We start from the raw sequence: 24,801 nt of genomic DNA, 5'->3' as shown, positions 1-24,801 counted from the left end.
TCAGGACCCGGCCTGGTCGTGCCACGCCATGGTGCTTCCCGCCAGTGCCGCGTCGGCCACGCGGGCGGCGAACGCCGTCCTGATCCCGGCGCGGGAGCTGTCGATCCACTTCTGGACGTGCTGGTGGCCGGCCGCCCGGTACTCCAGGGCCTGGAGCAGGCACTCCAGCTTGTCGGCGTCCTTGGCGCACCGGGCTTCCGGGGTCTCCTGGGCCTCGTACTCGATCACGGCGTCGGTCACGGTCTTCGCCGCCGCGTCAGGCAGGTGGGACGTCTGGTCCCGGGTGATGGTCTCGTTGTCGCCTGTCCGTGCCAGGTAGGCGCGGGACGAGTGGGGAAGGTCGGTGATCCGGGTCTCCTGGGAGTCGTGCCACAGGCCCAGGTACGCCGCCCGGGCAGGGTCGGCTCCCTCCTCGGAAGCGATCAGCGCGGCGAGCTGGGCGACGCGCAGGCTGTGCTCGGCCACGGACTCGGGGTCGCGCACGCCCACCTGCCACCACCCGGACCTGCGGAGCCGTTTGAGCACGCCCATCTCGTGGGCGAAGTTCGCGACGCCCGCCGCTGCGGGGTCGGTGACGTCGTCGGCCATGCCGGTGCCTTCCTGGTCGTCGAGCTCCTGCGACGCACGCAGGCTAACCGCCGTCCGGTCTCCTGACCCGGCGATCGGGTACCGGGCTGCCTGGAGTTGCACCTCCCGTAGCGGCATGTGTTCCGCTGGTCTCACGTCCCTCTCAGGAAGGCCCGCTCATGCATCCGTCCTTCATCCCGCCGCGCCAGGTCAAGATCGGTGACGCGGCGGCCTTCGTCGGCACCACGCCGCGAGCGATCCGGCACTACCACGAGATCGGCCTGCTCCCGGAGCCCGAGCGCGGCGGCGACGACCGCCGTCGTTACGGCTACGACGACATGATCCGGCTCCTGTGGATCCGCACGATGGCCGACGCCGGGATCGCGCTGGACGACATCCGCGACGCCTTCGCCGACACTGATCCTGCTGTGCCCTCGGCAGACCACGGTGTGGTGGAGATCCTGGACCGGCTGGAGCAGACCATCGACGCCCGGGAGGCAGCGCTGCGGCGCCAGCGGGCCGCCGTGCAGCGCATGCGCACCGAAGGCAGCCGGATGGGCCTGCTCTCCGACGTCATCACGAGCCGGCTGAAGGACCTGCCCGCGGGCTCGCTGCGGCAGGCGGACCTGGACGACCTGCTGGTCACCGAGCGGGTCCTCGGCCCGCTCGGCGCGGCCGTCCGGGCCTCCCGGTTCATCGCCCTGGCCACCCACCGGGACCTGCGCGAGGAGTCCGACCGGGTGGATGCCGCCGAGGAGGCGCTCGACGACACGGTCGCCGTCGACGACCCCCGTGTAGCCAGGGTTGCTGCCGAACGACACGCCTTCGAAGCGAGACTGCACGCCGTGATCGAGGAATCCGGCCTGGCTCAGCGTGACGAGGCGTTGTTCGAGTCCTGGGATCCCGCTCTGGACGAGGATGCCGGCGGTGGGCAGAAGACCATGAGCGCCTTCGAAGCCTTCGGGAAGATCCCGTACGACGTCTCCCCGGCTCGTCTGCGCTGCATGGAGCTGGCCGCCGAGCTCGACACCCACGGGACGGCTGCGTCGAGGAGCGAGCGGCTGGATGATGCGTAAAGAATCCGCTATTCATCGTGCTGGGACACGCGGCTGGCGTGGGCGTCGCGAGCGAACCGGCTCTCGTCAGCCGCCAGAGCCTCGCGAGCGGACGGCGACCAGCCGCCGGGGCCGGGTCCGACCGTAGGGTGGTGCGCATGTGCTGTGCTCCCGCCGTTGCGACCACGAGCCGATGAACCAGAGCATCCCTCCCGAAGAGCCATCGGCCGAGCTGCTGGACGATGTGGCCGCTGCGGTCGGGGCAGAGGTCACTCTTCTCGGCCGCCTGCCCGGCGGCGTCAACGGGGGGTGCCGTGCGCGTGCAGCTTGCCGGCAGTACCGACGCGGTTCTCAAAGCAGTTCCCCGCGCTCACCCCGGGCACCTGGACGAGACGTTGCGCGCCCAGCGGGTGGTCGAGCACATGCGTGGCCGCGGCTATCCGACCCCGGCGTGGCTCGGGGCTGGGGCCACGGCCACTCATGTGTGGCATCTGATGGACTTCGTCGACGCGGCACCCGCGGCCGAGCTCACGCCGTCCCTCGTCGAGCAGCTGATGGAGATCGTCGAGCTCCAGGCCGGCCAAGGCTCCGAGCCCTACGACCACTGGTCGTACGCCTGGCGGGTCGCCGCCGGCGTGGAACCGGCTGGCGCCGGGCCGGAGCTCAGCGAGACGCCGGAGCAGTCGCGCCTCCGCCGGTCCATCGCCAGGCTCTCGGGATATTCCGACGCGGTATCAGCCCTGGTCGAGCGCTTGCGGCTCGCGTGCGCCGACGTCCCGGCACCACGAGAGGCACCGGACATGGTCCACGCCGACCTCTCGACACCCGGCAACGTTCTGGTCCGCGACGGGGCTGTGGTGGCGGTCGTCGACATCGGGAACGCGGGTAGCGGCACGCGGGCCATCGATCTCACCACGCTCGTGTGGTACTCGTTCCAGGACCCGCTGCTGGACGACGTCCGAAGGCGACTGTGGACGAAGATCCTCGATCTGGTCGGCGGGGAAGGAGCGGCCGTGCTCACAGCGGCTCACGTGCTCCACATGCTCGAGATCCCCATCCGTGAAGGACGCCGCGATGGCGTTCCGGGGGTGGTCGAGCGTGGGCATCGTGCCCTCGACGAGCTGAGGGCGCTTCGCTAGTCGCGGGCCTGGCGATGACGACCAGGCACGTGACGCGGCAAGGGGTGCCGGCGGCGGGTGCTCCGCCACGCTCAGGACTCGACCGGAGGTCGGAGCCTCCGTCCGCAGCCGCTCGCTCAGCGCCTCCGCGTTCTCCACGTCGTCCATGTCGACCGAGATCCTGACGTTCGCCACCCAGCTCCTGGCGATCGTTCTACCGGAGCGGACAGCAGGTCACCACAGGATGGGGTCGAGCTGGCCCTGAGCGGTCATGAGCGGAGCGCGGGTCTCGCGAGAGGCGTTCCGGGCGCTGGCGTTCGCGACGACGATGAGCCGGACCTGGCCGCCGTGGGGAAGAACGCCGCGTGTTTCGTGTTCTCTGCTGCCCGTGATAGAAACGCCTGATCGGGCGTCTACGCAGGTCGCCCCAGATTTCGGTGGATAATTCAGATGGATGTCGACGGGTGGAGTGGCATGCCTGACCTGGAACCGCAGCCGAGCGAGGGCCGGGTCGCGCTGGTGGACCTGACCGGCGCAGAGGACATGACTGCGGCACTGCGCGAGCTGCAGGACCAGTGGGGGCCGGTGGCCCCCGTGGACCTGGAGCCAGGCGTACCGGGCTGGCTCGTGCTGGGGCACGCCGAGGTGATGGAGGTGATGCGCACGGAGAGCGTCTTCGCCCGGAACCCACGGCACTGGAGAGAGCAGCTACCACCGCAGTCGAACCTGCACGCCATCCTGTCCCCGACCGGACGGCGGAACCTGTACTTCGCGGACGGCGCGGAGCACCGGCGGCTGCGGCTCCCGGTGGACGAGGCGTTCGCCGACATGGACGAGGTCCGGACGGCAGCGCTCGTGCGCGTCGTCTGCGCCCGGCTCATCGATTCGTTCGCCGCCAAGGGCAGTGCGGACCTGATGGGCGAGTATGCGGCGGCGGTGTCGTTCCTGGCGGTGTCGGCCATGTTCGGGTTCGACGAGCGGCAGGGGGTCGACCTGCTGCGCTGCGCCAGCGAGATCTTCGGGCACGGCGGCGATCCCGTGTCAGCCCTGGTCCGGATGGACCAGATCGTGATGGACCACGTCATCGCGACCCGGGCGGAGCCAAGCCCGAACCTGACCACCAGCTTCATCGAGCACCCGAGCTTCGAGGACGACACCGAGATCGTGCACACGATGGTGGTCGCGATCTGCGCGGCCAACGAGATGCTCGTGACCTGGATCGCAGCCACGCTTCGCCGCATGCTCACCGACCCCCGGTACACCGGCCGCCTCACCGGCGTGCGCCGCGGCCTGGACGACGCGATGGACGAGACGCTGTGGAGCGAGCCGCCCGTGGCGAACCTGCCCGCCCGGTACGCCGTGACCGACTGCACCCTCGGCACCGCCCGGATCCGCGCCGGTGACGCGATAGTGATGGGCGTGGCTGCCGCGAACAACGACCCGCGGGTGCGCACCAGCGACGACCTGTTCGAGGCGGGCAACCGGTCGCACCTGTCGTTCGGCGTCGGGCCGCACGCGTGCCCCGCCAAGCGCCCCGGGCGGCTCGTGGTCAAGATCGCGGTGGAGAGCCTCATGGAGCGGCTCGACCTGAGGCTCACCGACCCGGTGGTGAAGTGGGCGCCATCGCCGTGGTCGCGCTACCCGTCCACGCTGCCGGTGACGTTCACTCCCGAGCGCCAGGCCGCCCGCACGCCTGCCCGCATCTGACCTGCCCCTGGAGCGTCAGACGGCATCGACGTGCGCCTTGCCGTTCGCGCAAGTCTTCGTGCGCCAGGCCCGCGGGCTTCGCCGTCGGGGACCTGCATCGTGAGCACGAGCTCGAGGCTCCAGCGTGCCTCGTCGAGGATGTTGGCGACTCGAGCTACCGATGCTCGGGACGAGCACCAGCGGCTGGGGAACTCAGGCCGTGCTGGCGAGGGTCCCCGGGTGCACCGGCGTACGGAACGTCCCGGTGCGCACCCAGGACTCGACCTCGTCCACCGGAGCCTCCCCGAGGCGTCGCACCTCTCCGCCGACCGACCCCGCCATGACGGTGTCGTTCGTGACGAACCGACAGGGGGTCTTCGACGCCGGGGGCGGCGTGGCAGGCAGTTGCCGAGGCTGCCAGGTTGCGCCAACGACGCACAAGACTAACCGCACCGCCACATGACTTCCTCATAGTCACTTGTTTACGCAATGGTCACACGGCGACTCGCAAGGGCCGTATGTTCTGCCCGGTATGCACGTTATGTTTAACGTTGTCCATCGGCAGACGAGATGGTGTCTTGGCTGAAGAAGGAGCCCCCATTGCCTGACCACACCGGCAGATCCCGGAAGACGGCAGACGCCGCCGCAGCCAGCTCGGACCGCGAGTCCCGCCGCCGCGTGACCAAGCTGATCCGGCACCTGAGCACGCCTGAAGGGCGCGCCGACCCCCACGCCGTCTACGACGAGCTGCGGGCCATGGGCCCGGCGGTACGCATGCCGTGGGGAGCCTGGATGGTCACCTCGCACGGCGCGAGCCACGAGGTGCTCAGCGGATCCGGCTGGCGCACCGTGGACGCAGCCTGGCGCACCGCGCGCCAGCCGACGTGGGTGCGGCACCCGGGCCTGAAGTTCCTGCACGACTCCGCGCTCGGCACCAACCCGCCCGGGCACGCCGGGCTGCGCCGCAGCCTTGGCTCGTTCGTCTCGCCGCGGTCGGTCGCTGACCTCACACCGCAGATCGTCCAGACCGTCCACGAGTACCTCGACCGGTTCGATGCGGTGCTGCGCGCCGACGGCGAGGCGGACTTCGGGGCCCTGGTCGGCGACCGGCTGCCCATGGCGGTGCTCTGCATCGTTCTCGGGCTGCCGCGCGAGGACATCCCGCTGCTGTGCGAGATGAGCCGCATGCTCTCGAACGTGCACGACCTCGCGCCGAGCAAGGCGCGGATGGCGCAGGCCGACCGCGCGGGCAAGCTGTGGAACGCGTACTGGGAACAGCTCGTAGCCCAGCCCAGACCCCGGCTCCCGGAGGACTCCCCGCTGGGAGAGTGGCTCGACACAGAGACCGACCCCGCGGTGCGCGCGGTGGCCGGCTCCCAGCTCAACGTCATGATCGAGGCGGGCCTCGAGACGACGACGTCCCTGCTGTCCGACGGCGTGGTGCAGCTCCTGCGCCGGCCCGACCAGGCCACGTGGATGCTCGAGCACCCGGAAGCCGTGCACGGCGCCGTCGAGGAGCTGGTCCGCTTCGTATCGCCCGTACAGCTCATGACCCGGTACGCGGCGCAGGACACGGAGCTGCCGGGCGGCATCCCGGTGCCGGCCGGGCAGATCGTGCACGCCGTGGTCGCCGCGGCCAACCACGACCCCGACGCCTACGACTCGCCGCACGACCTGAACCTCTCGCGTCCGCCTCGCCGCAACCTCGCCTTCGGCGTCGGCATGCACTACTGCCTGGGCGCGCCGCTGGCCCGTCTGGAAGCGACGACCCTGTTCCCCGAGGTGCTGCAGCGGTTCGATCTCGAGTTCGCCGGGCCAGTGGGCTACGACGAGACCCTCGCCTTCCGCGGAACACGTTCGGTGCCGGTACGGCGGCGACCCCGTCGAGCCGCGACCACGAGTGCTGGTGCGGCGGTGGCCGCTGGTGCGGCGGTGGCCGCTGGTGAGAGCGCGTCCGCCGCCGGACCCGTCGTGGTCGACCGCGAGGACGCCGTGCTGGTGGTGACCCTCACGCGGCCCGACGGCGACAACCGGCTCGACCGAGCGACGCTGACCGCCCTGGGCGACGTGCTCACGACGCTGCCCGACGACATCGCCGCCGTCGTGCTGCGCGCCGAAGGGCACCACTTCTGCATAGGCGGCGACCTGGACGAGCTCGCCCAGCTCGCCACCAACGACCCCGACGGCTACCGGAACCTCGTCGAGCTCGGCGACGAGGTGCTGCGCGCCTGGCGCACCTGCCCGGCGGTGACAGTCGCGGCGCTGCACGGCAACGTCGCCGGAACAGGGCTCGGGCTGGCGGTCGCGAGCGACCTACGCGTGGCCGCCGAGGACGCACGGTTCCGCGCGCCCGAGACGGTCGTCAGCATCCCGGTGGGTCCGAGCGAGGTGCTGGACCGCCTGGTCGCCGAGATCGGTTCGGGCTGGACCCGCGCGATGCTGCTGCTCGGCGATGCCATCAACGCCCAGGAGGCGCTGGAGGGCGGGCTCGTGCAGTCCGTCGTCCCGACCGAGAAGGTGGGGGCCGAGGCCAAGCGCCTGGCCCGGCGCATCGCCCGGCGCGACCGGGAGGCCATCCGCGTCACCAAGCAGACGATGGCCCGGCTTCCGCACGACGGTCCCGATCCGACGGAGGGCACCGACGCGTGGGAAGCACCACTGGCCCAGGCCCTGCGGCGCCGGATCTCCCTCGGCAACGCGAGGTAGCGACTCCTCGTCGACGACAGGCCGGCGGGGCCAGCGTCAATGCTGGCCCCGCCGAAGCGCGCCCGAGACGATCGTCAGCATTCCGGTCAGCCCGAGCGAGGTGCTGGACCGGAGCTCGCGGCAACACAGAGGACCAGGTCGACGTGGTTCTTGAGATGCGAACCTACCCACGGTTGGGGCACCTGCCGCTAGCCCCGATCGACTCCGAGGACATCCAGTCGACTTCACGATCTGCGTCACTAAAAGCGGACGAGCCGGCCTGTACGCCGGGTTCTGTTCCCGCGCCCGGTTACCCCGGCGCGGGCGACGGTCATCCATCTAGGCCCTGCGTTGCCGCAGGGCTCGAGCGGTCTACCCGACTGTGCTTCTCGCAAGAGAATCGGGCGAGCAGCCCTCAAACACAGTCTGTCTGACCTTGCTCCAGGTGGGGTTTACCGAGCCGCTGCCGTCACCGGCAGCGCTGGTGGTCTCTTACACCACCGTTTCACCCTTACCCCCGGCCGAGGCCGAGGGCGGTCTGTTTTCTGTGGCACTGTCCCGCGGGTCACCCCGGGTGGCTGTTGGCCACCACCTTGCCCTGTGGAGCCCGGACGTTCCTCGGCGGGCGCCCGAAGGCACCCGACGCGACCGCCCGACCGACTCGTCCGCGGATGAATCGTACCTGAGCACGTCGCCAGGTGAGTGCGGGAGTAGTGGCGTTCTGACCGGTCAGAACGCCACTGCTCCCGCACTCACCTGGCGGCAGGCGCAGCGTCACACCTCCACGCGGTAGCCCAGGGTCAGCTCGTCGCCCGAGACGCCGCGGATGCCCCAGTTCTCCCGGGGGCTCTCCAGGATCACCAGCTCCAGGTCGTCGGCCGACAGGCCCAGACGAGGTGCCACCGTGTCGTACACGGCCCCGATCAGCGCGCGCTTGGCCTCTCGGCTGCGGCCCGTGAAGCAGACGATCTCCACGACCAGGTAGGCGTCCGAGCGCGGGGCGACCAGGTCGCCGTCGTCCAGGAGGAGGAAGCGGTGGAAGCGCTTGTCGGGCGGGAGCTGCCACGTGCGCACCAGCACGTCGTGCAGGGCGTCGGAGATCTCCGTGCGTCGCTCGCCCCACACCGACCGCCTGCCGTACACCTTGAGCTGCGCCATGCGCGGCAACTTACGCTAGGCGGGTGCTCCTGCTCCTGCCGCCCTCCGAGGGCAAGACGCCCGCGCCCGACGGCGCCGCGCCCCTCGACCTGTCCACCCTGGCCCACCCGGAGCTCACCGAGCGCCGCGAGGAGATGCTGACCCACCTGGCGCGGACCAGCGCGCGGCCCGATGCGACAGCCGTGCTCGGCGTCGGCGACGGGCTCGCGGACGAGGTGGCGCGCAACACGACACTGCGCGAGGCACCTACGGCCCGCGCCGCCGAGGTCTACACGGGGGTCCTGTACGCGGCCGCCGGCCTGGCCGGCCTGCCCGACGCCGCCGCCCGGCACGCCCACGCGAGCGTGCTCACCTTCTCCGGGTTGTGGGGCGTGGTCGCGCCCGGAGACCGCATCCCCGCCTACCGGCTGGGCATGGGCGTGAGCCTGCCCGACGTCGGCAGGCTCGCCACGTACTGGAAGCCCGCCCTGGCCGCGGTGCTCGACGCGCGGGCCGCGGGCGACGTCGTCGTGGACTGCCGGTCGGCCACGTACGTGGCGGCCTGGAAGCCGCGGACCACGGGCGCGGACGCCGCCGAATGGGTCGAGGTGCGCGTGCTGCGCGAGACCGACGGGAAGCGGACCGTCGTCTCGCACAACGCGAAGCACACGCGCGGCGTGCTGGCCGGGCACCTGCTGCGCCGCGAGCACGAGGCACGCACCAGCGAGGACGTGCTCAAGGCGGCGCAGGAGCTGGTCGGCTCGGTGGTGCTCACCGAGATCGGTTCCGGCAAGGACCAGACCCTGATCGAGGCCAACCTGCTCGACGGCAGACCGCGCGGCCCGCGCACCCTGGAGCTCGTCCTCGCCTGAGCGGCCCGGCCGCCCCCGCACCCCGCCCGGCGACGCTCCGGTAACGACCGCGCCGCACCCCTGGCGCCCGCAGGCCGCGACCGGTTGGATGTGCCGTCATGACCTACAGCCTGACGGGCGTCCGGGTCGCCGTGGCCGCGGCGTTCTTCGCGCAGGGATTCGTCTTCATCAGCCTCACCACCCGGCTGCCGCGGTTCCTGGAGCGCTGGGGGCTGGACGAGGTGGCCCTCTCCCTGCTCCTGCTGATGATGGTGCTGCTCGCCGGCGCCGGCTCCCTGGTGGCCGAGCACACCGCGCGGCGCGTGGGCAGCGCGGCGCTGCTGCGGATCGCGTTCGTGCTCATGGTGGTGGCCGTCCCGACCCTGGTGCTGGCACCCGCCATGGCCTTCTTCGTGGGCGGCGTGGCCGCCTACGGCATCGCGCTCGGTCTCGTCGACGCCGCCTCGAACATGCAGGCCGTGGACCTGGAGCACCGGTACGACCGGCCCATCCTGCCGTCGTCGCACGGCTGGTGGACCACCGGCGGCATCCTCGCCGCCGCCGTGTCGCTCGCCACCGGGCACCTCTCCCCCGCGGCCGGGGTGTTCGTCGTGGTGGTCCCGCTCGTGGCGGCGTTCGCACCGTATCTACCGCACCAGCGGGCCGACGACGACGCCGGGCGCCGCGCCGGGCCCTCCTGGGGCGCGGAGGCCGCCGGGCCGGTGCCGGGACTGACCGGGCCGGCAGGCTCCAGGCGGACCGGCACGACGTCCACCCCCGCCGGGACCACCACCCCGGCCGAGCCCGTGCCCTGGCGTCCCATCTGGCTGGTGGGCGCGGGGCTGGTCGTGTTCTACATGGTCGACACCGCCGCATCGGCCTGGGGACCCGTCTACCTGGCGCGGGCGTTCGACGCGCCGGGCAACCTCGTCGCGCTCGCCACGTTCCCGTACCTGGTCACGTCCATCGTGGTCCGGCTGACCGGCGGGGCGCTGGTCACCCGGTTCGGGGTCACCGTGCTGCTCCGGGTCGGGGCCGTGGTCGCGTTCGCCGCGCTCGCGCTCGTGGTGCTCGCGCCCACGTGGCAGGTGGCCGTCGCGGGCTTCACCGTGCTCGGTGCCGCCGTGGCGCTGGTGGCACCGCTCAGCTTCTCGGCCGCGGGGCGGATCGCGGCGGGCGGCGCCACGACACCCGCCGGAGCACCGACCGCGGGTGGCGTCGGCGCTGCCGACCGGGCCCGCACCGACGCCGTCATCGCCCGCTTCAACCAGTTCAACTACGTGGGCGCGCTGCTCGGCTCGGTGCTCACCGGCTTCGTCGGCGCCGACAACCTGCGGCTCGGGTTCGCCCTGCCCGCCGTCCTCGTGCTCGCCCTGATCCCGCTCGCACCCGCGTTCGCCCGGGGGTCGCTCGGGCGGCGGTGACCCTGGTGCGGTTCAGCCGACCGTGGACGCGACCCGCACCAGGATGCGGCCGCACTCCTCGCAACGCACCACGGCGTCCGGCGCCGCGCTCTTGATCGCCGCGACGTCGCCCGGCGGGAGGTCGATGCGGCAGCCCTCGCAGCGGTTGCCGTTGAGCACCGCCGCGCCCGTGCCGCCGAGCTGGGCGCGCAGCTTCTCGTACAGGGCGACCAGACCGGCGTCCAGGCCCTCGGCCGCCTGCGTCCGCTCGGCCGCGAGCGCCGCCGCCTGCGCGTCGATCTCGGCCCAGGCGGCGTCGCGCTCGGCCTCGACGGCGGTCTTGTCGGCGACCAGGGCGTCGTTGGCGGCCTCGACCTTGGCGAGGGCGTCCTCGTGCGCCTCCAGGCGTTCCATGACGTCGAGCTCGACCTCTTCCAGCGCGGCCTGGCGGGTGGCGAGCGAGGAGAGCTCGTCGGTGAGCGCCACGGCGTCCTTGGCGCTGACGCTGCCGGAGTCGAGGCGCTGCTGGTCGCGGGCGGCGCGGTTGCGGACCTGCTCGACGTCGCTCTCCGCCTTGGTCAGCTCGCGCTTGAGGTCGGCCACCCGGGTGCGGGACTCGACGAGCGAGGTGCGCAGGTCGGCGATCTGACCGTCGAGCTCGCTCAGCCGGGTGAGCGCGGGCAGGTTCTTGCGCTGGTGGGCGAGCTGCTGGGCACGGGTGTCGAGCGCCTGGACGTCGAGCAGCCTGCGCTGGTCCTCGGCTGGTGCGGTAGCCACGGAGGCGTCCTCTCGGGTCGGATCGGGTCGGGGGTGGTCCAACGCTACCCCGCGCCCGACGGCGTGGAGCACCGGTCCGTGCCCACCCCGGGTCAGCGGGAGGGGACTCGGCCGGTCCAGGGGTCGGTCACGAGCTCACTGACCCGCGTCTCGACCGCGAGCCCGTCGGCCGCGAGCGCCGCCGTGAGGTCGTCGGCGGCGTAGCGCAGCCAGGGCCACTCGCTGGCGTAGTGGGCGGTGTCGACGAGGAACGGGGTGCCGGACGGTCCGGCGCCGCCCGCGGCCCGGGCCTCGAACTCGGCGCGCTCGCGCAGCTCGGAGGCGGGGTGGTGGCGCAGGTCGGAGGTGACGTAGACGTCGGCGGCGGCCGCGCGGACGGCGTCGAAGTAGCCGTCGCCGGACCCGCCGAGGACGGCGGCCGTGGTGACGTGGGCGTCGGGGTCGCCGGCGTAGCGGATGCCCTGGGCGGTGGCGGGGAGCGCGGCGGCGACACGGCGGGCGAAGTCGGCGAGGGTCGTCGGTTCCGCGAGCCGTCCGACCCGGCCGATGCCGCGGCTGTCCGTGTCGGGGCCGGCGGCGCTCACCTCGAGGGGGCGTCGGCCGGTGATGCCCACGAGGTCGGCGAGGGCGTCGGCCACGCCCCGCGGGGCGGCGTCGGCGTTGGTGTGTGCCACGTGGAGGGCGCAGCCGCCGGTGAGGAGCCGGTGGACCACGGTGCCCTTGAAGGTGGTCGCGGCCACGGAGCTGGTGCCGCGCAGGAACAGGGGGTGGTGGGTGACGAGCAGGTCGGCGCCCCAGCCGAGGGCCTGGTCGACGACGGCGGCCACCGGGTCGACCGCGAACAGCACCCTGCGGACGGTCGCGGCAGGGTCGCCGGCCACGAGCCCGACGGCGTCCCATCCCTCCGCCGTCGAGGGCGGGTAGAGCCCGTCGAGGGCGCCGACCACCTGCCCCAGCGTGGGTGCCCGTGGGTCGGTGGCGGGTGCGGTGGCGTCGGTGCTGCTCACGCGTGGCAGCGTAGTACGCGGTCTCCCGGGGCGGGCCGCGAGGACATAGGCTCGTCCTGTGACCGAGCAAGCATCCTCCGCGGCGTCCGCCTCGTCGGCGCCCCGCATGAACGTCGAGTCGTTCAACCTGGACCACCGTGCCGTCGCCGCCCCGTACGTGCGGCTCGCGGACCGCAAGCAGCTTCCCGCGGGCGACGTGATCGTCAAGTACGACGTGCGGTTCACCCAGCCCAACGTGGCGCACCTGGAGATGCCGACCGTGCACTCCCTGGAGCACCTGTTCGCGGAGCACTCGCGCAACCACTCGGACGCCGTGCTGGACTTCTCGCCGATGGGCTGCCAGACGGGTTTCTACCTCATGCTCCAGGGCGAGCCCGCGTACGAGGACGTGCTCGACCTGGTCGAGGCGACCCTGCGTGACGTCGTGCGTGCCACCGAGGTGCCCGCGGCCAACGAGGTGCAGTGCGGCTGGGGCGCGAACCACACGCTGGCCGGCGCGCAGGAGGCGGCGTCGGTGTTCCTCTCGGCACGGGGTGTGTGGTCGCAGGTGTTCGGCGACGGTGCGCCGGGCGAGGCGTCGGCCGCGGACATGGCGGCCCGGGACGCCGCGGCGCGTGCGGCGGCGGCGCAGGACGCGGCGACGCGGGACGGTGCGGCACGCGAGACGGCGCCGGGCGAGGACCCGGCGAGCGGTGGGGCGACGGGCCGGTGAGCTCCGGCACGCCCGTCGCCGTCGTGGTCGTGGCGATGGACGACGAGGCCGCGCCGTTCCTCGACCTCGCCTCCGAGGCGGCCGAGCCCGAGCTCGTGGGACGCGCGCAGCACCGGCGCCTCACGCTCGCCGGCCGCCCGGTGGTGCTCGTGCGGAGCGGGATCGGCTTCGTCAACGCCACCGCCGCCGGGGCGGGGGCGATCTTCCGGTACGGCGCCGACGTCCCGCTGATCAGTGCGGGCAGCGCGGGCGGGCTCGCGAAGGACGTCGCGGTCGGTGACGTCGTGCTCGGCACCCGCCTCGTGAACGCCGATGCCGACGCGCGCGCCTTCGGCTACGTGCTGGGCCAGGTCCCGGGCATGCCCGAGGCGTACGACGCCGCCCCCGCGCTCGCCGACGCCGTGCGCCGGGCGGCGGGTGCGGGCGCGGGGTCCGCGGCGCCGGTGCTGCGGGAGGGCACCATCGCCTCCGGCGAGAAGTTCGTCACCGCCGACCTGGCGGCGCAGCTGCGTGCCGACTTCCCCGACGTGCTCGCGGTCGACATGGAGTCGGCGGCGCTGGCCCAGCTCTGCCACAGCTTCGGTACCGGCTTCGTGTCGGTGCGGGCGGTCTCCGACCTGTGCGCGCCGGACGGCACCGAGTTCCTCACCCACGTGGACGACGCGGCACTGCGGTCCGCGCGCCTGGTCACGGCAGCTCTCGGGGTGCTGGCGGGCTGACGGCGCCGGCCACCCCGGGCACCGGCGGGTGCTGAGGGCCGCCCGGCGCGTCCGCGTCGGATTCACGGGCCGCCGCCTGGAGCTGGGCGACCGCACGGGCGACGAGCGCGGCCCGCCGCCGGTCCCGCCGGGCGTGCACGACGATGCGCCGTGCGACCGACGGCCGGACCACCGGTCGCGTGACCACGCCGTCGTGCGGGCCGGGGACGGCGAGCCGGGGCAGCACGGTGACCCCGACGCCTGCCGCGACCAGCCGTACCGCCGCCCGGTGGTCGTCGAGACGGGCCGCGTACCGTGGGGTGAAGCCGGCCGTGGCGCACGCCGCGAGGACGATCTGACCGATCGGGCTGTCGTAGATGTCGTAGTCGATCCACGGCTGGTCCGCGAGGTCGCCGAGCGCCACCTCGGGCGCGTCCGCGAGCCGGTGCCTGACGGGGAGCACGGCGAGGAACCCCTCGACGGTGAGCGCGTGCCGCTCGTACCCGTCCAGCCGCACCTGGGGCCCGGTCACCGGCTCGGTCCGGACGTCGAGGTCGGGCAGCCGGCGCCCGCGGCCGTCGACGGGCTCGTTCAGGCTGATCTCGACGGTGAGGTTCGGCTGCAGGCCGCGGACGGCGCCCACCACCCCGGGCATCCACCGCTCGGCCGCCGAGGCGAAGCACGCGACCGCCAGGTGCTCGCCCTGGCCGCCGCGCAGGTCTGCCACCACGCGTTCGAGACGGCCGAAATCGGCCAGGAGCGCCTGCGCCTGGTCGGCCAGGTGCCGGGCGGCGTCGGTGGCGACGATGCCCCGGCCCTGCTTCTCGAACAGCACCAGCCCGGTCTCCCGGGCCAGGGCCGACAGGTGCTGGCTGATCGTGGCCGGCGCGTAGCTGAGGTTGCGTGCCGCCTGGTGCACGGAGCCGGCCGCCAGGACGGCCCGCAGGATCTCGAGGCGTCGGGGGTTGAGCATGCCGCCGACCTTACGCAACCGTTCGCCATCGACGACCGGTCAGCCGTTCTTGTGTGCTTGTGCTGATTCTTTCGGGTGGCCGACGATGGCATCCGGCACGCGAGAGAGGACCACGATGGACACGACCTTCCTGGACGAGGCCGACCGCCTCCTGATCCGCTACGGCCCCACCTTCAGCCCCCGCCTGATCGAGCGTGCGGCGGGCTCGTACGTCTACGACCACGAGGGCGCCGCGATCCTCGACTTCACCTCGGGGCAGATGAGCTCGATCCTCGGGCACGCGCACCCGGACATCGTGTCCACGGTCTCCTCGGCGATCGGCTCGCTGGACCACCTGTTCAGCGGCATGCTGAGCAGGCCCGTGCTGGACCTGGCGGCCCGGCTCGACGCCACGCTGCCCCCCACGCTGAACAGGACCATGCTGCTCAGCACCGGGGCCGAGTCCAACGAAGCAGCGCTCCGGATGGCCAAGCTGTTCACGGGCCGCCACGAGATCGTCTCGTTCGACCGGTCGTGGCACGGCATGACCCACGGCGCGGCGTCCGCGACGTTCTCCGCCGGACGGCGCGGCTACGGCCCGCCCGCGCCCGGCAACCTGGCGCTGCCGTCGCCCAACGCCTACCGGTCGCCGTTCCGGGCCGCGGACGGGTCGTACGACTGGGAGGCCGAGCTCGCCTACGGGTTCGCGCTGGTGGACCAGCAGTCGGCCGGGAGCCTCGCCGCCTGCCTGGTCGAGCCGATCCTGTCGTCCGGCGGCATCATCGACCTGCCGCCCGGCTACCTGCGGCGGCTGAAGGAGATGTGCACGGAGCGCGGGATGCTGCTGATCCTCGACGAGGCCCAGACCGGCCTCGGCCGCACCGGGACCATGTACGCGTTCGAGCGCGACGGCGTCACACCGGACATCCTGACGCTCTCCAAGACCCTCGGCGCGGGACTGCCCGTGGCCGCCGTGGTCACCGGCGACGAGATCGAGCGGGTCTGCCACGACCGGGGATTCCTCTTCTACACGACGCACGTCTCCGACCCGCTGGCGGCCGCCGTGGGGCTGACCGTGCTCGACGTCATCGAGCGGGACGGGCTCGTCGCGCGCGCGGCACGGCTGGGCGCGCAGCTCACGGAACGGCTGGTGGCGCTGCGCAACCGGTACGAGGTGGTCGGCGACGTGCGCGGACGCGGCCTGCTGCAGGGCATCGAGCTCGTCGCGGACAAGCGGAGCAAGGTGCCCGCCGACGCACTGGGCAACGCCGTCACCTCGGCATGCCTGGACCGCGGGCTGCACATGAACATCGTGCAGCTTCCGGGGATGGGCGGGATCTTCCGGATCGCACCGCCGCTCACGATCGGCGAGGACGACCTGCACCGGGGCGTGGACATCCTGGAGGAGTCGCTCAAGGTGTCCCTCGGCTGAGCGGCACTCAGCCCTTCGCGTCCGCGTAGCTCTCGGTCACCGCGACGCTGAGCGGGAAGTCCACCGGGAAGTCCCCGAACAGGAGCCGCCCCGCCTCGTCGGCCGCCGCCCGGACCTCCTGCGCCACGACCTGGGCGACCGCGGCCGGGGCGTGCACCACCACCTCGTCGTGCAGGAAGAACACCAGGTGCGGCCGGCGGTCGAAGGGGGCAGGAGCCAGCCCGGCGGGGCCCTCCGCGCTCTCCCCCAGCGCCCAGAGCCGACGCCGGATCGACGCGATCCAGCACAGCGCCCACTCCGCAGCGGTGCCCTGCACCACGAAGTTCCGGGTGAACCGGCCCCAGGACCGGGTCTGGCTGCGGGCACGGGACTGGGCGTCGGCCCCGGCGTCCTCGTCGAACGCCGAACCCTGGACGGCGGCCCACGAGTCCCCGGGCCGCGGTGAGCTGCGGCCCAGCCTCGTGGTGACCACCTCGCCGCGCTCCCCGGCCCGGGCCGCGCGCTCGACCAGGTCGATGGCCTGCGGGAACGCGCGGGCCAGCCGGGGCAGCACCTGGGCGCTGACGCCGGTGGTGCCGCCGTACATCGCGCCGAGCATGCCGACCTTCGCGTGCTCCCGGGTGTCGACGGCGCCCGCCGCGACGATGCCCGCGTACATGTCGGTGTTCGCGCCGTCCTTGCTGCGCCCGGCGGCGGCCATCCGTTCGTCGCGGGCCAGGGCGGCCAGCACGCGCGGTTCGAGCTGGGCGGCGTCGGCCACGACGAAGGTCCACCCCGGGTCGGCGACCACGGCGCGCCGCACGCTGTGCGGGAGCTGCAGGGCGCCGCCCCCGGTGCTCGCCCAGCGGCCCGTGACGACGCCGCCCACCACGTACTCCATGCGGAACCGGCCCTCGGGTGCCCAGGTGTCGAGCCAGTTCCAGCCGTTCGCGGTGTAGAGGCGGTACAGACCCTTGTACTCCAGCAGCGGGGCGATGACCGGGTGGTCCAGCTTCTCCAGCTCCCACTTGCGCAGGCTGCGCGCGCCCACGCCCGCGTACTCCATCGCACGCAGCAGGTCGGGGTGGGAGTCGGGGTTGAGCGTGGGTGGGGCGTCGAGCGCGGCCCGGATCTGGTGGGCCAGCGCCTCCAGCCTGGCCGGACGGGCACCCGGGCGGGGCCGCGGGCCGAGCGCGTCGGTCAGGATCTGGTCGTGGACGTCCCCGCGCCACGGCAGGCCCGCGTGGTGCATCTCGGCGGCGGCGAGCGCCCCGGCGGACTCGGCGGCGAGCAGGAGCCGGAGCCGGCCGGGGTCGGCGCTGTCCTTGATCGCGAGCAGCTGGGCGGACAGCTCGGCGACCGGGTCGAGCGGGTCGGCGGCCGCACCGCCCGGACCTGCGCCGTCCCGCCCGGTGTCCCGCCCGGTGGACGCCGGCCGTGGTCCGGCCCCTGCTGCGGCGCGGCCACGCGAGGTGGTCTCGCGCCCGCCGCGGGGTGCGCTGATCTCGCCCAGGTCGAACAGCGGCTCGGAACCGGGGTGCCGTTCGGGGCGGGTCAGCGCCGCCGCCGTCGGCCCGCCCGGGGGCGGGACCGGGGCGAGGCGGTCCCAGGCCGTCGGCCCCGCCTCGGCGAGCGCGGTACGCGCCGACAGGGCCGAGGTGCGCAGCACCGCGTGGGCGAGCCGAAGGTCGTGCGCGCGGTCGACGCGGACGCCGTCGGCCAGCACGGACGGGTACCAGCCGTTCGTGTCGTCCCAGGTCCAGCGGACGTGCGCCGCCTCGACGGCCGACGCCTCCCGTGCGAGCCCTGCCGCCTCGACGACGCGCGCCTCGCCCTCGGGCGTGCCGGTGTCGGACACCGGCCGCAGGCCGATGCCAGAGCCGTCCCGCCAGACCACCGTGTGCACGGGCCCAGTCTGCCGTGCGCCACTGACACTCCGCCCCCGGGCCCCGGTCCTCAGCCCGCCACGTCGGCCACCGCCCGGGCCCTGCCCACCACGAAGGCGGCGTGCAGCACCACCTCGGGGGTCAGGCGGTCACGAAGCAGCCGGCCCGCGGTCGCCTCCAGCGTCCCGAGCCCCAGGTCCCGCGCGAGGGCGCGCGCCTGCTCGACGTCCGACCGCTGCCGCGCGGTCAGCGCCGGCCGGCCGGTCGCCGCTGCCGCCACCAGGACGTCGCCCAGCAGGAGCGACACCCGCCGGACCGGCGAGGGCGGCGGAGCCGGTGCGCGGACCGCCCGCGCGGCGGACGCCTGGGCCCGCAGCCTGCGCATGCGGCGGCGCCAGAAGTCCCAGTAGCTGCGCTCCAGCGACCATGCCGGGGTGACCGTGGGGCTGACCAGCCTGATCGAGCTCTGGTCCCGCACGAACAGGCCCACCGGCTCGTCCCGCTCCTCGCGGCGCTCGATCGTGACGGCGACCAGCCGTGACCGGACCGAGAGCAGCGTCTGGACCGCCTGCTCGTCCGCCACCGGCAGGCGCAGCAGGTGGGGCCCGCCGTCCGACGCGACGACCGACAGGGTCGTCTCCTGCCGCACCTCGTCGATCCCCACCTCGCCGACGTCCCGGACGAGGACCAGCCGCACGCCCGCCGGGCGCCGGCCGAACCCGACGACGTCCCGCGGGCGCACCCCGGCACCCGTGCGCTCCGCGATCGTGCGGAGCTCGTCCAGGTCGAACCCGTCGCCGTCGAGCCGGCGGAGCACCGGGTTCCCGCCCGCTCCCAGGGCGCCGTCCGGCCGGGTGCGCACCGCGGCGAGGGAGAACGCGCCCTCGCACAGCGTGCTCAGGGAGCGCCCCCACAGCAGCGGGTTGGTCCAGCTGCGCTGGAACCGGGGGTCCGTGCCCGCGGGGCGGCCGGTGACGACCTGCCGCACCCGGCCGGTCGCGGTCGCGTCCCAGCCCAGGTAGGCCAGGCCCCGCGACCCGCTCTGCGACGTCCACCACCGCACGCCGAGGGGCACCCAGCGCGCGACGTCCGTCTCGTCGTCGGTACCCCCCTTGCCCGCGGTCGCCCCGGCGTCCGCGGACGCCGCCGGGCCGGTGCCCTGCCCGCGCGCCGGGCCACCGTCCCCGTCGAGCGCGCGCTGGAGCACCTCGCACATCGCCCAGGTCTCGGCGAGCGCGTCCAGCAGATCGTGCTCGGTCACGGCGTCGTCGCGGCCGGCCAGGCCCGCGACCAGGCCGCCGACCGACCGCAGCAGACCGTCGAACCGCACCGTGCCGACCCGGTCGAACCCGGCGAGACGCACGCGCCCGGCCAGCGCAGCCAGCGACTCGGCGTCGCCCGGGCCGAGGTGGGAGAGCCCGCCGGACACGAGCCGCCCGACCACGTCGCGCACCTCCGCGAGCGCCTCCCGCCGCCGGCGCAGCACGGCCTCGGACGGTGCGCGCACGGCGGGCACCGACTGTGCGACCACCGTTGCGCCGGGCGCGGTGCCGGGCGCCGGACCCGCACCCGGCGCAACGTCCGGCGGCCGGACGTCCGGCGGCCCGACGTCCGGCGCCACCCCCGCCGCCCACAGGCAGGCGGTCAGCACGTGCTGGCACACGCCCGCCGTCGGGCAGTCGCAGGCGACGGCCGCCGGGCCGCGCTCGTCCACGCGGACGGTCGCCCCCGACACCGCGAGGACGGCGCCCTTCGGGTCGTGCGACACCTCGGTCACGCCGCCGAGATCCTTGCGGGCGCGCCGCAGCAGGCCCGCGTTGCCGAGCGCCTTGGGGGCTTCGTCGTCCAGGCCCGCGTACGCGGCGGCCCAGGGGTAGGTGGTCCGGTCGGTCGTGGTCCCGGTCACGAGAGCACCTCCCCCAGCCACTCGGCGAACCGTTCCGGGGTGAGTGCGGCGACCTCCATGCCGCACTCGGCCAGGAGTCGGGCGGTGCCCTGGTCGTAGACGGGTTCCGCCGCCTCGTCCAGGGCGGCGAGCCCGAGCATGGTCACGCCCGAGGCCGCCATCCGCCGCACCGTCGCCAGGAGGTTCGACACCGACCCGCCCTCGTAGAAGTCGCTGACGAGCGCCACCACGGTCCGTGACGGGTTGCGCACCTGCTGCTCCGCGTGCCGCACGGCCCGCGCGATGTCCGTGCCCCCGCCGAGCTGCGCCGTCATCAGCACGGCGACCGGGTCGTCGGCCACGTGGGACATGTCTACCACGGAGGTGTCGAACAGGTAGAGCTGCACGTTCACGCCGGGCAGGCCGGAGAGGATCCCGGCGCACACCGCGGAGTACAGCAGCGACGGCGCCATCGAGCCCGACTGGTCCACGAGCAGGACGACGTCCCAGGTCAGGGTGCGCTTGGCCCGGGCGGAGAAGCGGACGTCCTGCACCGTCATGCGTCCGGCGGCGTCGACGCGGCCCAGGTTGGCGCGGAGGGTGCGCTTCCAGTCGAAGTTCCGCGCGACGCGGTGCATCGAGCGGCGTGACCGGTCGATCCGGCCGTTGACGGCGGTCGCGAACCGGGGACGCAGGCGACGCACGATGTCCTCCACGACCCGCTCGATCACCCGGCGCAGGCCCGCCGCGGCACGCTCGTTCAGGGCGCCGCGCACCTGCAGCATCGCGACGGCGAGCTCCCGCGAGGGTTCCAGGGACTCGATGGCGGTGTCGTCCTGGAGCAGCTCGGTGAGGCCGTACCGGCTCACGGCGTCGACCTGCATGCGTTCGAAGGTCTCGCGGGGGAACAGGCGCCCGGCCTCGTCGAGCCAGCCGAGCGCCGTCACGTCCACGCCGTGCGGCTGCGACCCGCCGAGTCCCGCGCCCCGGTCGGGGCGTGCCTCGCCGTCGCCGCCCCGGCCGGTGCGGTGGCCGCGGGCCGTGTACTCACGGTCGTACAGGTAGCGCAGGGACCGTTCGAGCCCCTCGTCCTGCTGCCCGACCGACAGCTCGTCGGCCGCGTACCGGCCCAGGACCAGCCGCCAGCGACGGGCGGCCTCGTCGTCCGGGACCGCGGTGGACGCATCCGTACCCGGGTCGATCACGCTCATGCCTCTCCTCCCGCCACCCAGTGGGCGAGTCCGTCTCGTTCGAGCACCGCGGCGAGCTCCCGGTCCAGCGCCAGGCCCGCGGCCAGGTCCTGCTCCGCGAGCGCCACCCGCACGTCCACCTGCTCCACGCGCGTGCCCGTCCGTTCGGCGACGCGGCGCGCGAGCCGGTGCGTCTCGGTGGGCCGCAACCAGGTGAAGGCACGCCGCAGGTCGGGCAGGACGGCCAGGAACGCGTCCCGGTCCAGGGCGCGCAGTGCCTCGTCGACGGCGTCGAACATCTCGGGCGCGTGCAGGATCAGGTCCGGGGCAGCGCGCATCACCCCGCCGAGGAACCGCACCGCGGTGCCCGGGTCCGCGCCGGCGGTCAGTGCGCCGCGGACGCGGGTGACCAGCACGTCCTCGGGCACCGCGCCGTCGGTGAAGCCCAGCGCGAGCAGAGCGCCCGCCACGCCCGGGGCGGTACCGTCGCCGTCGCGCAGGCGCTCCAGCTCCCGGGCGACGGCGACCCGGGCGGCGGCGTCGACCCGCTCGCCGCCGGTCTCGCCGTCGGCCGCCGCCGCGTCCCGCAGCAGGGACCGCAGGCCGATCAGGGTGCCGATCGCCGCGTCCTCGTCCTCGGCGCGGACCTTGCCCAGGTCGCCGACGAGGTAGGCGGCCGTGGCGAGCGTCTGGCCCACCAGGTCCAGCAGCTCGGCCGCGTGCTCCTGCGCTCCGAGCTCGACCCGCGCCTGCCAGAGGCCGAGCAGGCGCCGCGCCCCGGCGACGACGGAGTCGACGTCGCGGTCGGTGTCCAGCGTGGTGCGCAGCAGCGAGACGATCCGGGGCAGGTGGGCGCCCAGCCCGATCACGAGCGTCTGGGCCACGAGCCGGGCGACGCCGTCGACGGAGGCGCCCGCACCAGGCCCCGTCCCGGCCAGGCGGGCCTCCGCCTCGTGCAGCCGGGCCAGCGCGACGGCGTCGAGCGTGGCGCCGAGGTGCACCATCTCGACCAGCCGCGCCTCGACCAGCGGCGTCCAGCAGTACTGCCACTCCTCGGTGATCTGGCCCAGGCCGCGGCCGGCCACGTGGTCCGGGCCGGACACGAGCTGCCCGAAGCCCGCGCCGACGAAGTCGAGCAGGGCCAGCACCTGCCGCCGGGCGCGGTGCGACGCCGTGCGCCGGGCGTCGAGACGGGCCGTGCGGGGCACGGAGTCGTCGACCACGAGCCGCACCGCCCGGACCCGGTCCCGGGCGTCGCGGACCAGCGGCGGCGACGCGCTGCCGGGCGGCAGGTCGCCCAGGGCCCGGCCGCCGAAGACCTCGGCGACGGCGAGCCCGAGCGGCCGCTCGGGCTCGCCGGGGCCGCCGATGCCGCCGTCGTCCTGCACGTAGCACGACCGCACGGCGTCCAGCAGGTCGGTGCGGCCCGGGAAGGCTCGCTCGCGCAGGTCCGCCAGGCGGGTCGCCGCCTGGGCCGCCGCGCTGACCTGCGGCAGGCTCACCGCGTGACCGCGGTCGGCCGCGCCGCGGGCGACGTCCACGAGGATCTCCGCGGCCAGCGCACCCGGGCCGGCGGGGCCCGGCTGCGGCGCCGCGTCCAGCCCCAGCGCCCGCAGGTGGGCGGCGTGCAGGCGTTCGTAGTAGCCCGGGGACGGCATGCCCGCCCCGTACCCGCGCAGCCCGTCCAGTCGTTCGTGGTCGTAGCGCACCAGCCACGCCTCGCCCGGCGTCGGCGGCCCGAACCCGCCCTCGGGCTGCCGGGCGCGGACCGCCTCACCCTCCGGCGCGCCCGACAGCGCCTCGACCAGGGCGAGCGTGTGGAACGCACCGGTCACCACGAGCACGGGCCCGGCGTGCCGGTCGGCTGCCTCCGCGACCCGCGCCGCCATGCGCGCCTCACGGTCCAGCGAGCCGTCGGCGGCCAGCACGCTCTCCTCGTAGTCGAGGCGGGCCAGCGCGGCCCACGCGAACACGTCGTCGAACATGCCGCGCCAGTCGGCCAGGTGCGTGCTCGGCCGGGTCTCGAACAGGTGGTCCCAGACCTCGTCGTGGTCCCGGCACCCGAGCCGCCGCGTGAGGGCGGCGACCGCCTCCGAGTGCGCGAGGTAGCGCTCGGACATCAGGGTGCGCGCGAACGGGTCCTCCTGCCCGGCGGCGGGTTCGCCGCCCGCCACGGCGCGCTCGGCCGCCGACCGCTCCCCGAAGGACCGGTCGACGAAGGCCAGCTCGGCGCCGACGGCGTGCCCGGCGCGCAGCGCCACCCACTCCGGGGAGAAGGACGCCAGCGGGTAGAAGCCGGCGCCCTCCCCTCCGGTGCCGCCGTCCGACGCCGGGCCGGGCTCGCCCAGGCTCAGCACCGCGACGGGCGGGCGGGTGGCCTCGTGCAGCAGGTCGGGCACCAGCCGGGTGAACTCCTCCGGTCCCTCGACGAGCACCGCCGCCGGTCGCAGCTCCTCGATCGCGGCACGCACCGCCACCGCGCACGCGGGGCTGTGGTGCCGCACCGGGGCGAGGTAGACGCCCCGCTCGCTGCGGAGCCGCCCGACGGCGTCCGCGGCCGACCGCAGGCGGTCCGGAGCGAGGTCCCGGACGGCGGCGGTGCGCCGGGCCGCGGCGGCCGCGCCCGTCACCGCCACAGCGGCTCTGCCGCGGCGAAGAAGGCCTTCCAGCGCGCGTCGTGCCGGGCCCGCTCACGGACGACGTTGTCGACGTAGTGCCGCAGCCGACGTGCGTCCTCCTCCTCGCCCTTGAGCGCCACCCCGGCGATCTGCCGGGCGACCTCGGCCGCCGTCACGGTGCCGTCGCCCAGGTACCGGGCCTCCAGGGACGCGGCGACGGCCACGTTGACCGCCTCGGCCGTGGACATGACCGTCTCGGGGCGCTTGACGGGTGCGCCCTCGCGGGTGCTGCCCGTGCGCAGGTCCTGGAACACGGTGACCAGCACCTCCAGCACCTCGCGCGACACCTCGGGGCGCTCGTCGCGCGGGCCGAGCTCCGTCTCGAGCTGGCGTCGCACCAGCTCGATCTCGAAGTCCCGGTCCCGCACCGGAGCCACGGTCTCGAAGCTGAACCGGCGCTTGAGCGCGGCGGACATCTCGTGCACTCCGCGGTCCTTGAGGTTCGCCGTCGCGATCACCGTGAACCCCGGCCGGGCCGCGACCCGCGCGTCGGGCCCGAGCTCGGGCACCATGAGCTGCTTCTCGGACAGGATCGACACGAGGGTGTCCTGGATCTCCGGGGCACACCGGGTGATCTCCTCGAAGCGCACCACACGCCCTTCGCGCATGCCCGTGCAGACCGGCGACGGCACGAGCGACCGCTCGCTCGGCCCCTCGGACACCAGGAGCGCGTAGTTCCACGAGTAGCGCACGTGGTCCTCCGTGGTGCCCGCCGTGCCCTGCACCGTCAGGGTCGACGACCCCGACACGGCCGCCGACAGCAGCTCGGACAGCATCGACTTCGCCGTGCCCGGCTCCCCCACGAGCATCAGCCCCTGCCGCCCCATCAGGGACACGACGGCGCGGTCCACCAGCGGGTCGTCGCCGTAGAACTTGCGGCTCACGCCCAGCTCCTCGGAGCCCACCACGAACGCCCGCACCGCACGGGGGCTGAGCCGCCAGCCCGGCGGACGCTCGTGCCCGCGCTCGGTGTCCCAGGCGTCGAGCGTCACGAGCTCGGCGGCGTGGCGGACCTCGGCGGGCGGGCGGATCTCGGCGTCGGGGCCGGTGCTCGTGCCGGCGGCGGTGCCCGCCGGCGTGGTGGTGTCCGTAGTCATGGCGTC

Annotated in this window: 19 protein-coding genes, 1 other RNA gene and 1 pseudogene; 9 read left to right on the top strand and 12 right to left on the bottom strand. The window is 74.2% G+C overall.

The features are described from left to right. Positions 1-588, bottom strand: a complete 588-nt coding sequence (locus tag ACIG47_RS15835; protein WP_397431917.1) for an HD family hydrolase — start codon at positions 586-588, stop codon at positions 1-3. Between the two features lie 158 nt (positions 589-746). Here ACIG47_RS15835 and ACIG47_RS15830 point away from each other — a divergent pair, with 158 nt between their 5' ends. The 3 genes from ACIG47_RS15830 to ACIG47_RS15820 all read left to right on the top strand — a co-directional run bounded on the left by ACIG47_RS15830 (position 747) and on the right by ACIG47_RS15820 (position 4,447). Beyond that, positions 747-1,643, top strand: coding sequence for a MerR family transcriptional regulator (locus tag ACIG47_RS15830; protein ID WP_397431915.1), 897 nt, complete (start codon positions 747-749; stop codon positions 1,641-1,643). A gap of 293 nt (positions 1,644-1,936) precedes the next feature. After that, positions 1,937-2,761 carry a phosphotransferase family protein gene (locus ACIG47_RS15825; RefSeq protein WP_397431914.1) on the top strand — a complete coding sequence of 275 codons (825 nt, stop codon included), beginning with the start codon at positions 1,937-1,939 and terminating at the stop codon, positions 2,759-2,761. Positions 2,762-3,214: 453 nt separating this feature from the next. Next, positions 3,215-4,447, top strand: a complete 1,233-nt coding sequence (locus ACIG47_RS15820) for a cytochrome P450 (protein ID WP_397431913.1) — start codon at positions 3,215-3,217, stop codon at positions 4,445-4,447. A gap of 192 nt (positions 4,448-4,639) precedes the next feature. On the opposite strand, the gene ACIG47_RS15815 is transcribed toward ACIG47_RS15820, so the two are convergent. After that, complete coding sequence (locus ACIG47_RS15815; protein ID WP_397431912.1) at positions 4,640-4,768, bottom strand: hypothetical protein; 129 nt, start codon at positions 4,766-4,768, stop codon at positions 4,640-4,642. Positions 4,769-5,026: 258 nt separating this feature from the next. On the opposite strand from ACIG47_RS15815, the gene ACIG47_RS15810 reads away from it, so the two are divergent. After that, on the top strand, positions 5,027-7,132 hold the full coding sequence (locus tag ACIG47_RS15810) for a cytochrome P450 (RefSeq protein WP_397431911.1): 2,106 nt from the start codon (positions 5,027-5,029) through the stop codon (positions 7,130-7,132). A 246-nt stretch (positions 7,133-7,378) separates the two neighbouring features. Here ACIG47_RS15810 and rnpB read toward each other — a convergent pair. Beyond that, positions 7,379-7,775, bottom strand: an RNA gene (gene rnpB, locus ACIG47_RS15805) — RNase P RNA component class A. A gap of 110 nt (positions 7,776-7,885) precedes the next feature. After that, the gene (locus ACIG47_RS15800; RefSeq protein ID WP_397431909.1) at positions 7,886-8,269 is read right to left on the bottom strand and encodes a tautomerase family protein; all 384 of its coding nucleotides are present in this window, start codon (positions 8,267-8,269) and stop codon (positions 7,886-7,888) included. A 23-nt stretch (positions 8,270-8,292) separates the two neighbouring features. Here ACIG47_RS15800 and ACIG47_RS15795 point away from each other — a divergent pair, with 23 nt between their 5' ends. Continuing rightward, positions 8,293-9,120 carry a YaaA family protein gene (locus ACIG47_RS15795; protein WP_397431907.1) on the top strand — a complete coding sequence of 276 codons (828 nt, stop codon included), beginning with the start codon at positions 8,293-8,295 and terminating at the stop codon, positions 9,118-9,120. Between the two features lie 98 nt (positions 9,121-9,218). Next, positions 9,219-10,523, top strand: coding sequence for an MFS transporter (locus ACIG47_RS15790; RefSeq protein ID WP_397431906.1), 1,305 nt, complete (start codon positions 9,219-9,221; stop codon positions 10,521-10,523). Positions 10,524-10,535: 12 nt separating this feature from the next. Here ACIG47_RS15790 and ACIG47_RS15785 read toward each other — a convergent pair whose 3' ends face one another. Beyond that, entirely contained in the window at positions 10,536-11,279 is a 744-nt protein-coding gene (locus ACIG47_RS15785; protein ID WP_397417553.1) for a zinc ribbon domain-containing protein, read from the bottom strand. Positions 11,280-11,371: 92 nt separating this feature from the next. Beyond that, on the bottom strand, positions 11,372-12,286 hold the full coding sequence (locus tag ACIG47_RS15780; protein ID WP_397431905.1) for a Nif3-like dinuclear metal center hexameric protein: 915 nt from the start codon (positions 12,284-12,286) through the stop codon (positions 11,372-11,374). A gap of 106 nt (positions 12,287-12,392) precedes the next feature. On the opposite strand from ACIG47_RS15780, the pseudogene ACIG47_RS15775 reads away from it, so the two are divergent. Then, positions 12,393-12,836 (top strand): annotated as a pseudogene (locus ACIG47_RS15775) (S-ribosylhomocysteine lyase); the annotation flags it as partial. A 158-nt stretch (positions 12,837-12,994) separates the two neighbouring features. Further along, on the top strand, positions 12,995-13,717 hold the full coding sequence (gene mtnN / locus ACIG47_RS15770) for a 5'-methylthioadenosine/S-adenosylhomocysteine nucleosidase (RefSeq protein WP_397431904.1): 723 nt from the start codon (positions 12,995-12,997) through the stop codon (positions 13,715-13,717). Here mtnN and ACIG47_RS15765 read toward each other — a convergent pair. Then, positions 13,686-14,669: a LysR family transcriptional regulator gene (locus tag ACIG47_RS15765; RefSeq protein ID WP_397431903.1), complete on the bottom strand. Its 984-nt coding sequence runs from the start codon at positions 14,667-14,669 to the stop codon at positions 13,686-13,688. The genes mtnN and ACIG47_RS15765 overlap by 32 nt on opposite strands. Before the next feature lie 115 nt (positions 14,670-14,784). Between ACIG47_RS15765 and ACIG47_RS15760 the strand changes: the two genes are divergently transcribed. Further along, positions 14,785-16,080, top strand: coding sequence for an aspartate aminotransferase family protein (locus tag ACIG47_RS15760; RefSeq protein WP_397431901.1), 1,296 nt, complete (start codon positions 14,785-14,787; stop codon positions 16,078-16,080). 7 nt (positions 16,081-16,087) lie between these two features. Here the strand turns inward: ACIG47_RS15760 and ACIG47_RS15755 are convergent, their stop codons facing one another. The 5 genes from ACIG47_RS15755 to ACIG47_RS15735 are packed head-to-tail and all read right to left on the bottom strand — an operon-like array spanning position 16,088 to position 24,795. Continuing rightward, positions 16,088-17,965, bottom strand: a complete 1,878-nt coding sequence (locus tag ACIG47_RS15755; protein ID WP_397431900.1) for a bifunctional 3'-5' exonuclease/DNA polymerase — start codon at positions 17,963-17,965, stop codon at positions 16,088-16,090. A gap of 50 nt (positions 17,966-18,015) precedes the next feature. Beyond that, positions 18,016-19,851 carry a hypothetical protein gene (locus ACIG47_RS15750; protein WP_397431899.1) on the bottom strand — a complete coding sequence of 612 codons (1,836 nt, stop codon included), beginning with the start codon at positions 19,849-19,851 and terminating at the stop codon, positions 18,016-18,018. After that, complete coding sequence (locus tag ACIG47_RS15745; RefSeq protein WP_397431898.1) at positions 19,848-21,041, bottom strand: VWA domain-containing protein; 1,194 nt, start codon at positions 21,039-21,041, stop codon at positions 19,848-19,850. The genes ACIG47_RS15750 and ACIG47_RS15745 overlap by 4 nt, the downstream gene beginning before the upstream one ends. Then, on the bottom strand, positions 21,038-23,656 hold the full coding sequence (locus ACIG47_RS15740) for a DUF5682 family protein (protein ID WP_397431897.1): 2,619 nt from the start codon (positions 23,654-23,656) through the stop codon (positions 21,038-21,040). The genes ACIG47_RS15745 and ACIG47_RS15740 overlap by 4 nt, the downstream gene beginning before the upstream one ends. Continuing rightward, the gene (locus tag ACIG47_RS15735) at positions 23,647-24,795 is read right to left on the bottom strand and encodes an AAA family ATPase (RefSeq protein ID WP_397431895.1); all 1,149 of its coding nucleotides are present in this window, start codon (positions 24,793-24,795) and stop codon (positions 23,647-23,649) included. Before ACIG47_RS15735 ends, ACIG47_RS15740 begins: the two co-directional genes overlap by 10 nt. Between the last annotated feature and the right edge of the window lie 6 nt (positions 24,796-24,801).

It is taken from the genome of Promicromonospora sp. NPDC052451, assembly GCF_044547525.1.
Lineage (GTDB): Bacteria > Actinomycetota > Actinomycetes > Actinomycetales > Cellulomonadaceae > Promicromonospora.
This window is presented reverse-complemented; position numbering and strand designations above follow the sequence as displayed.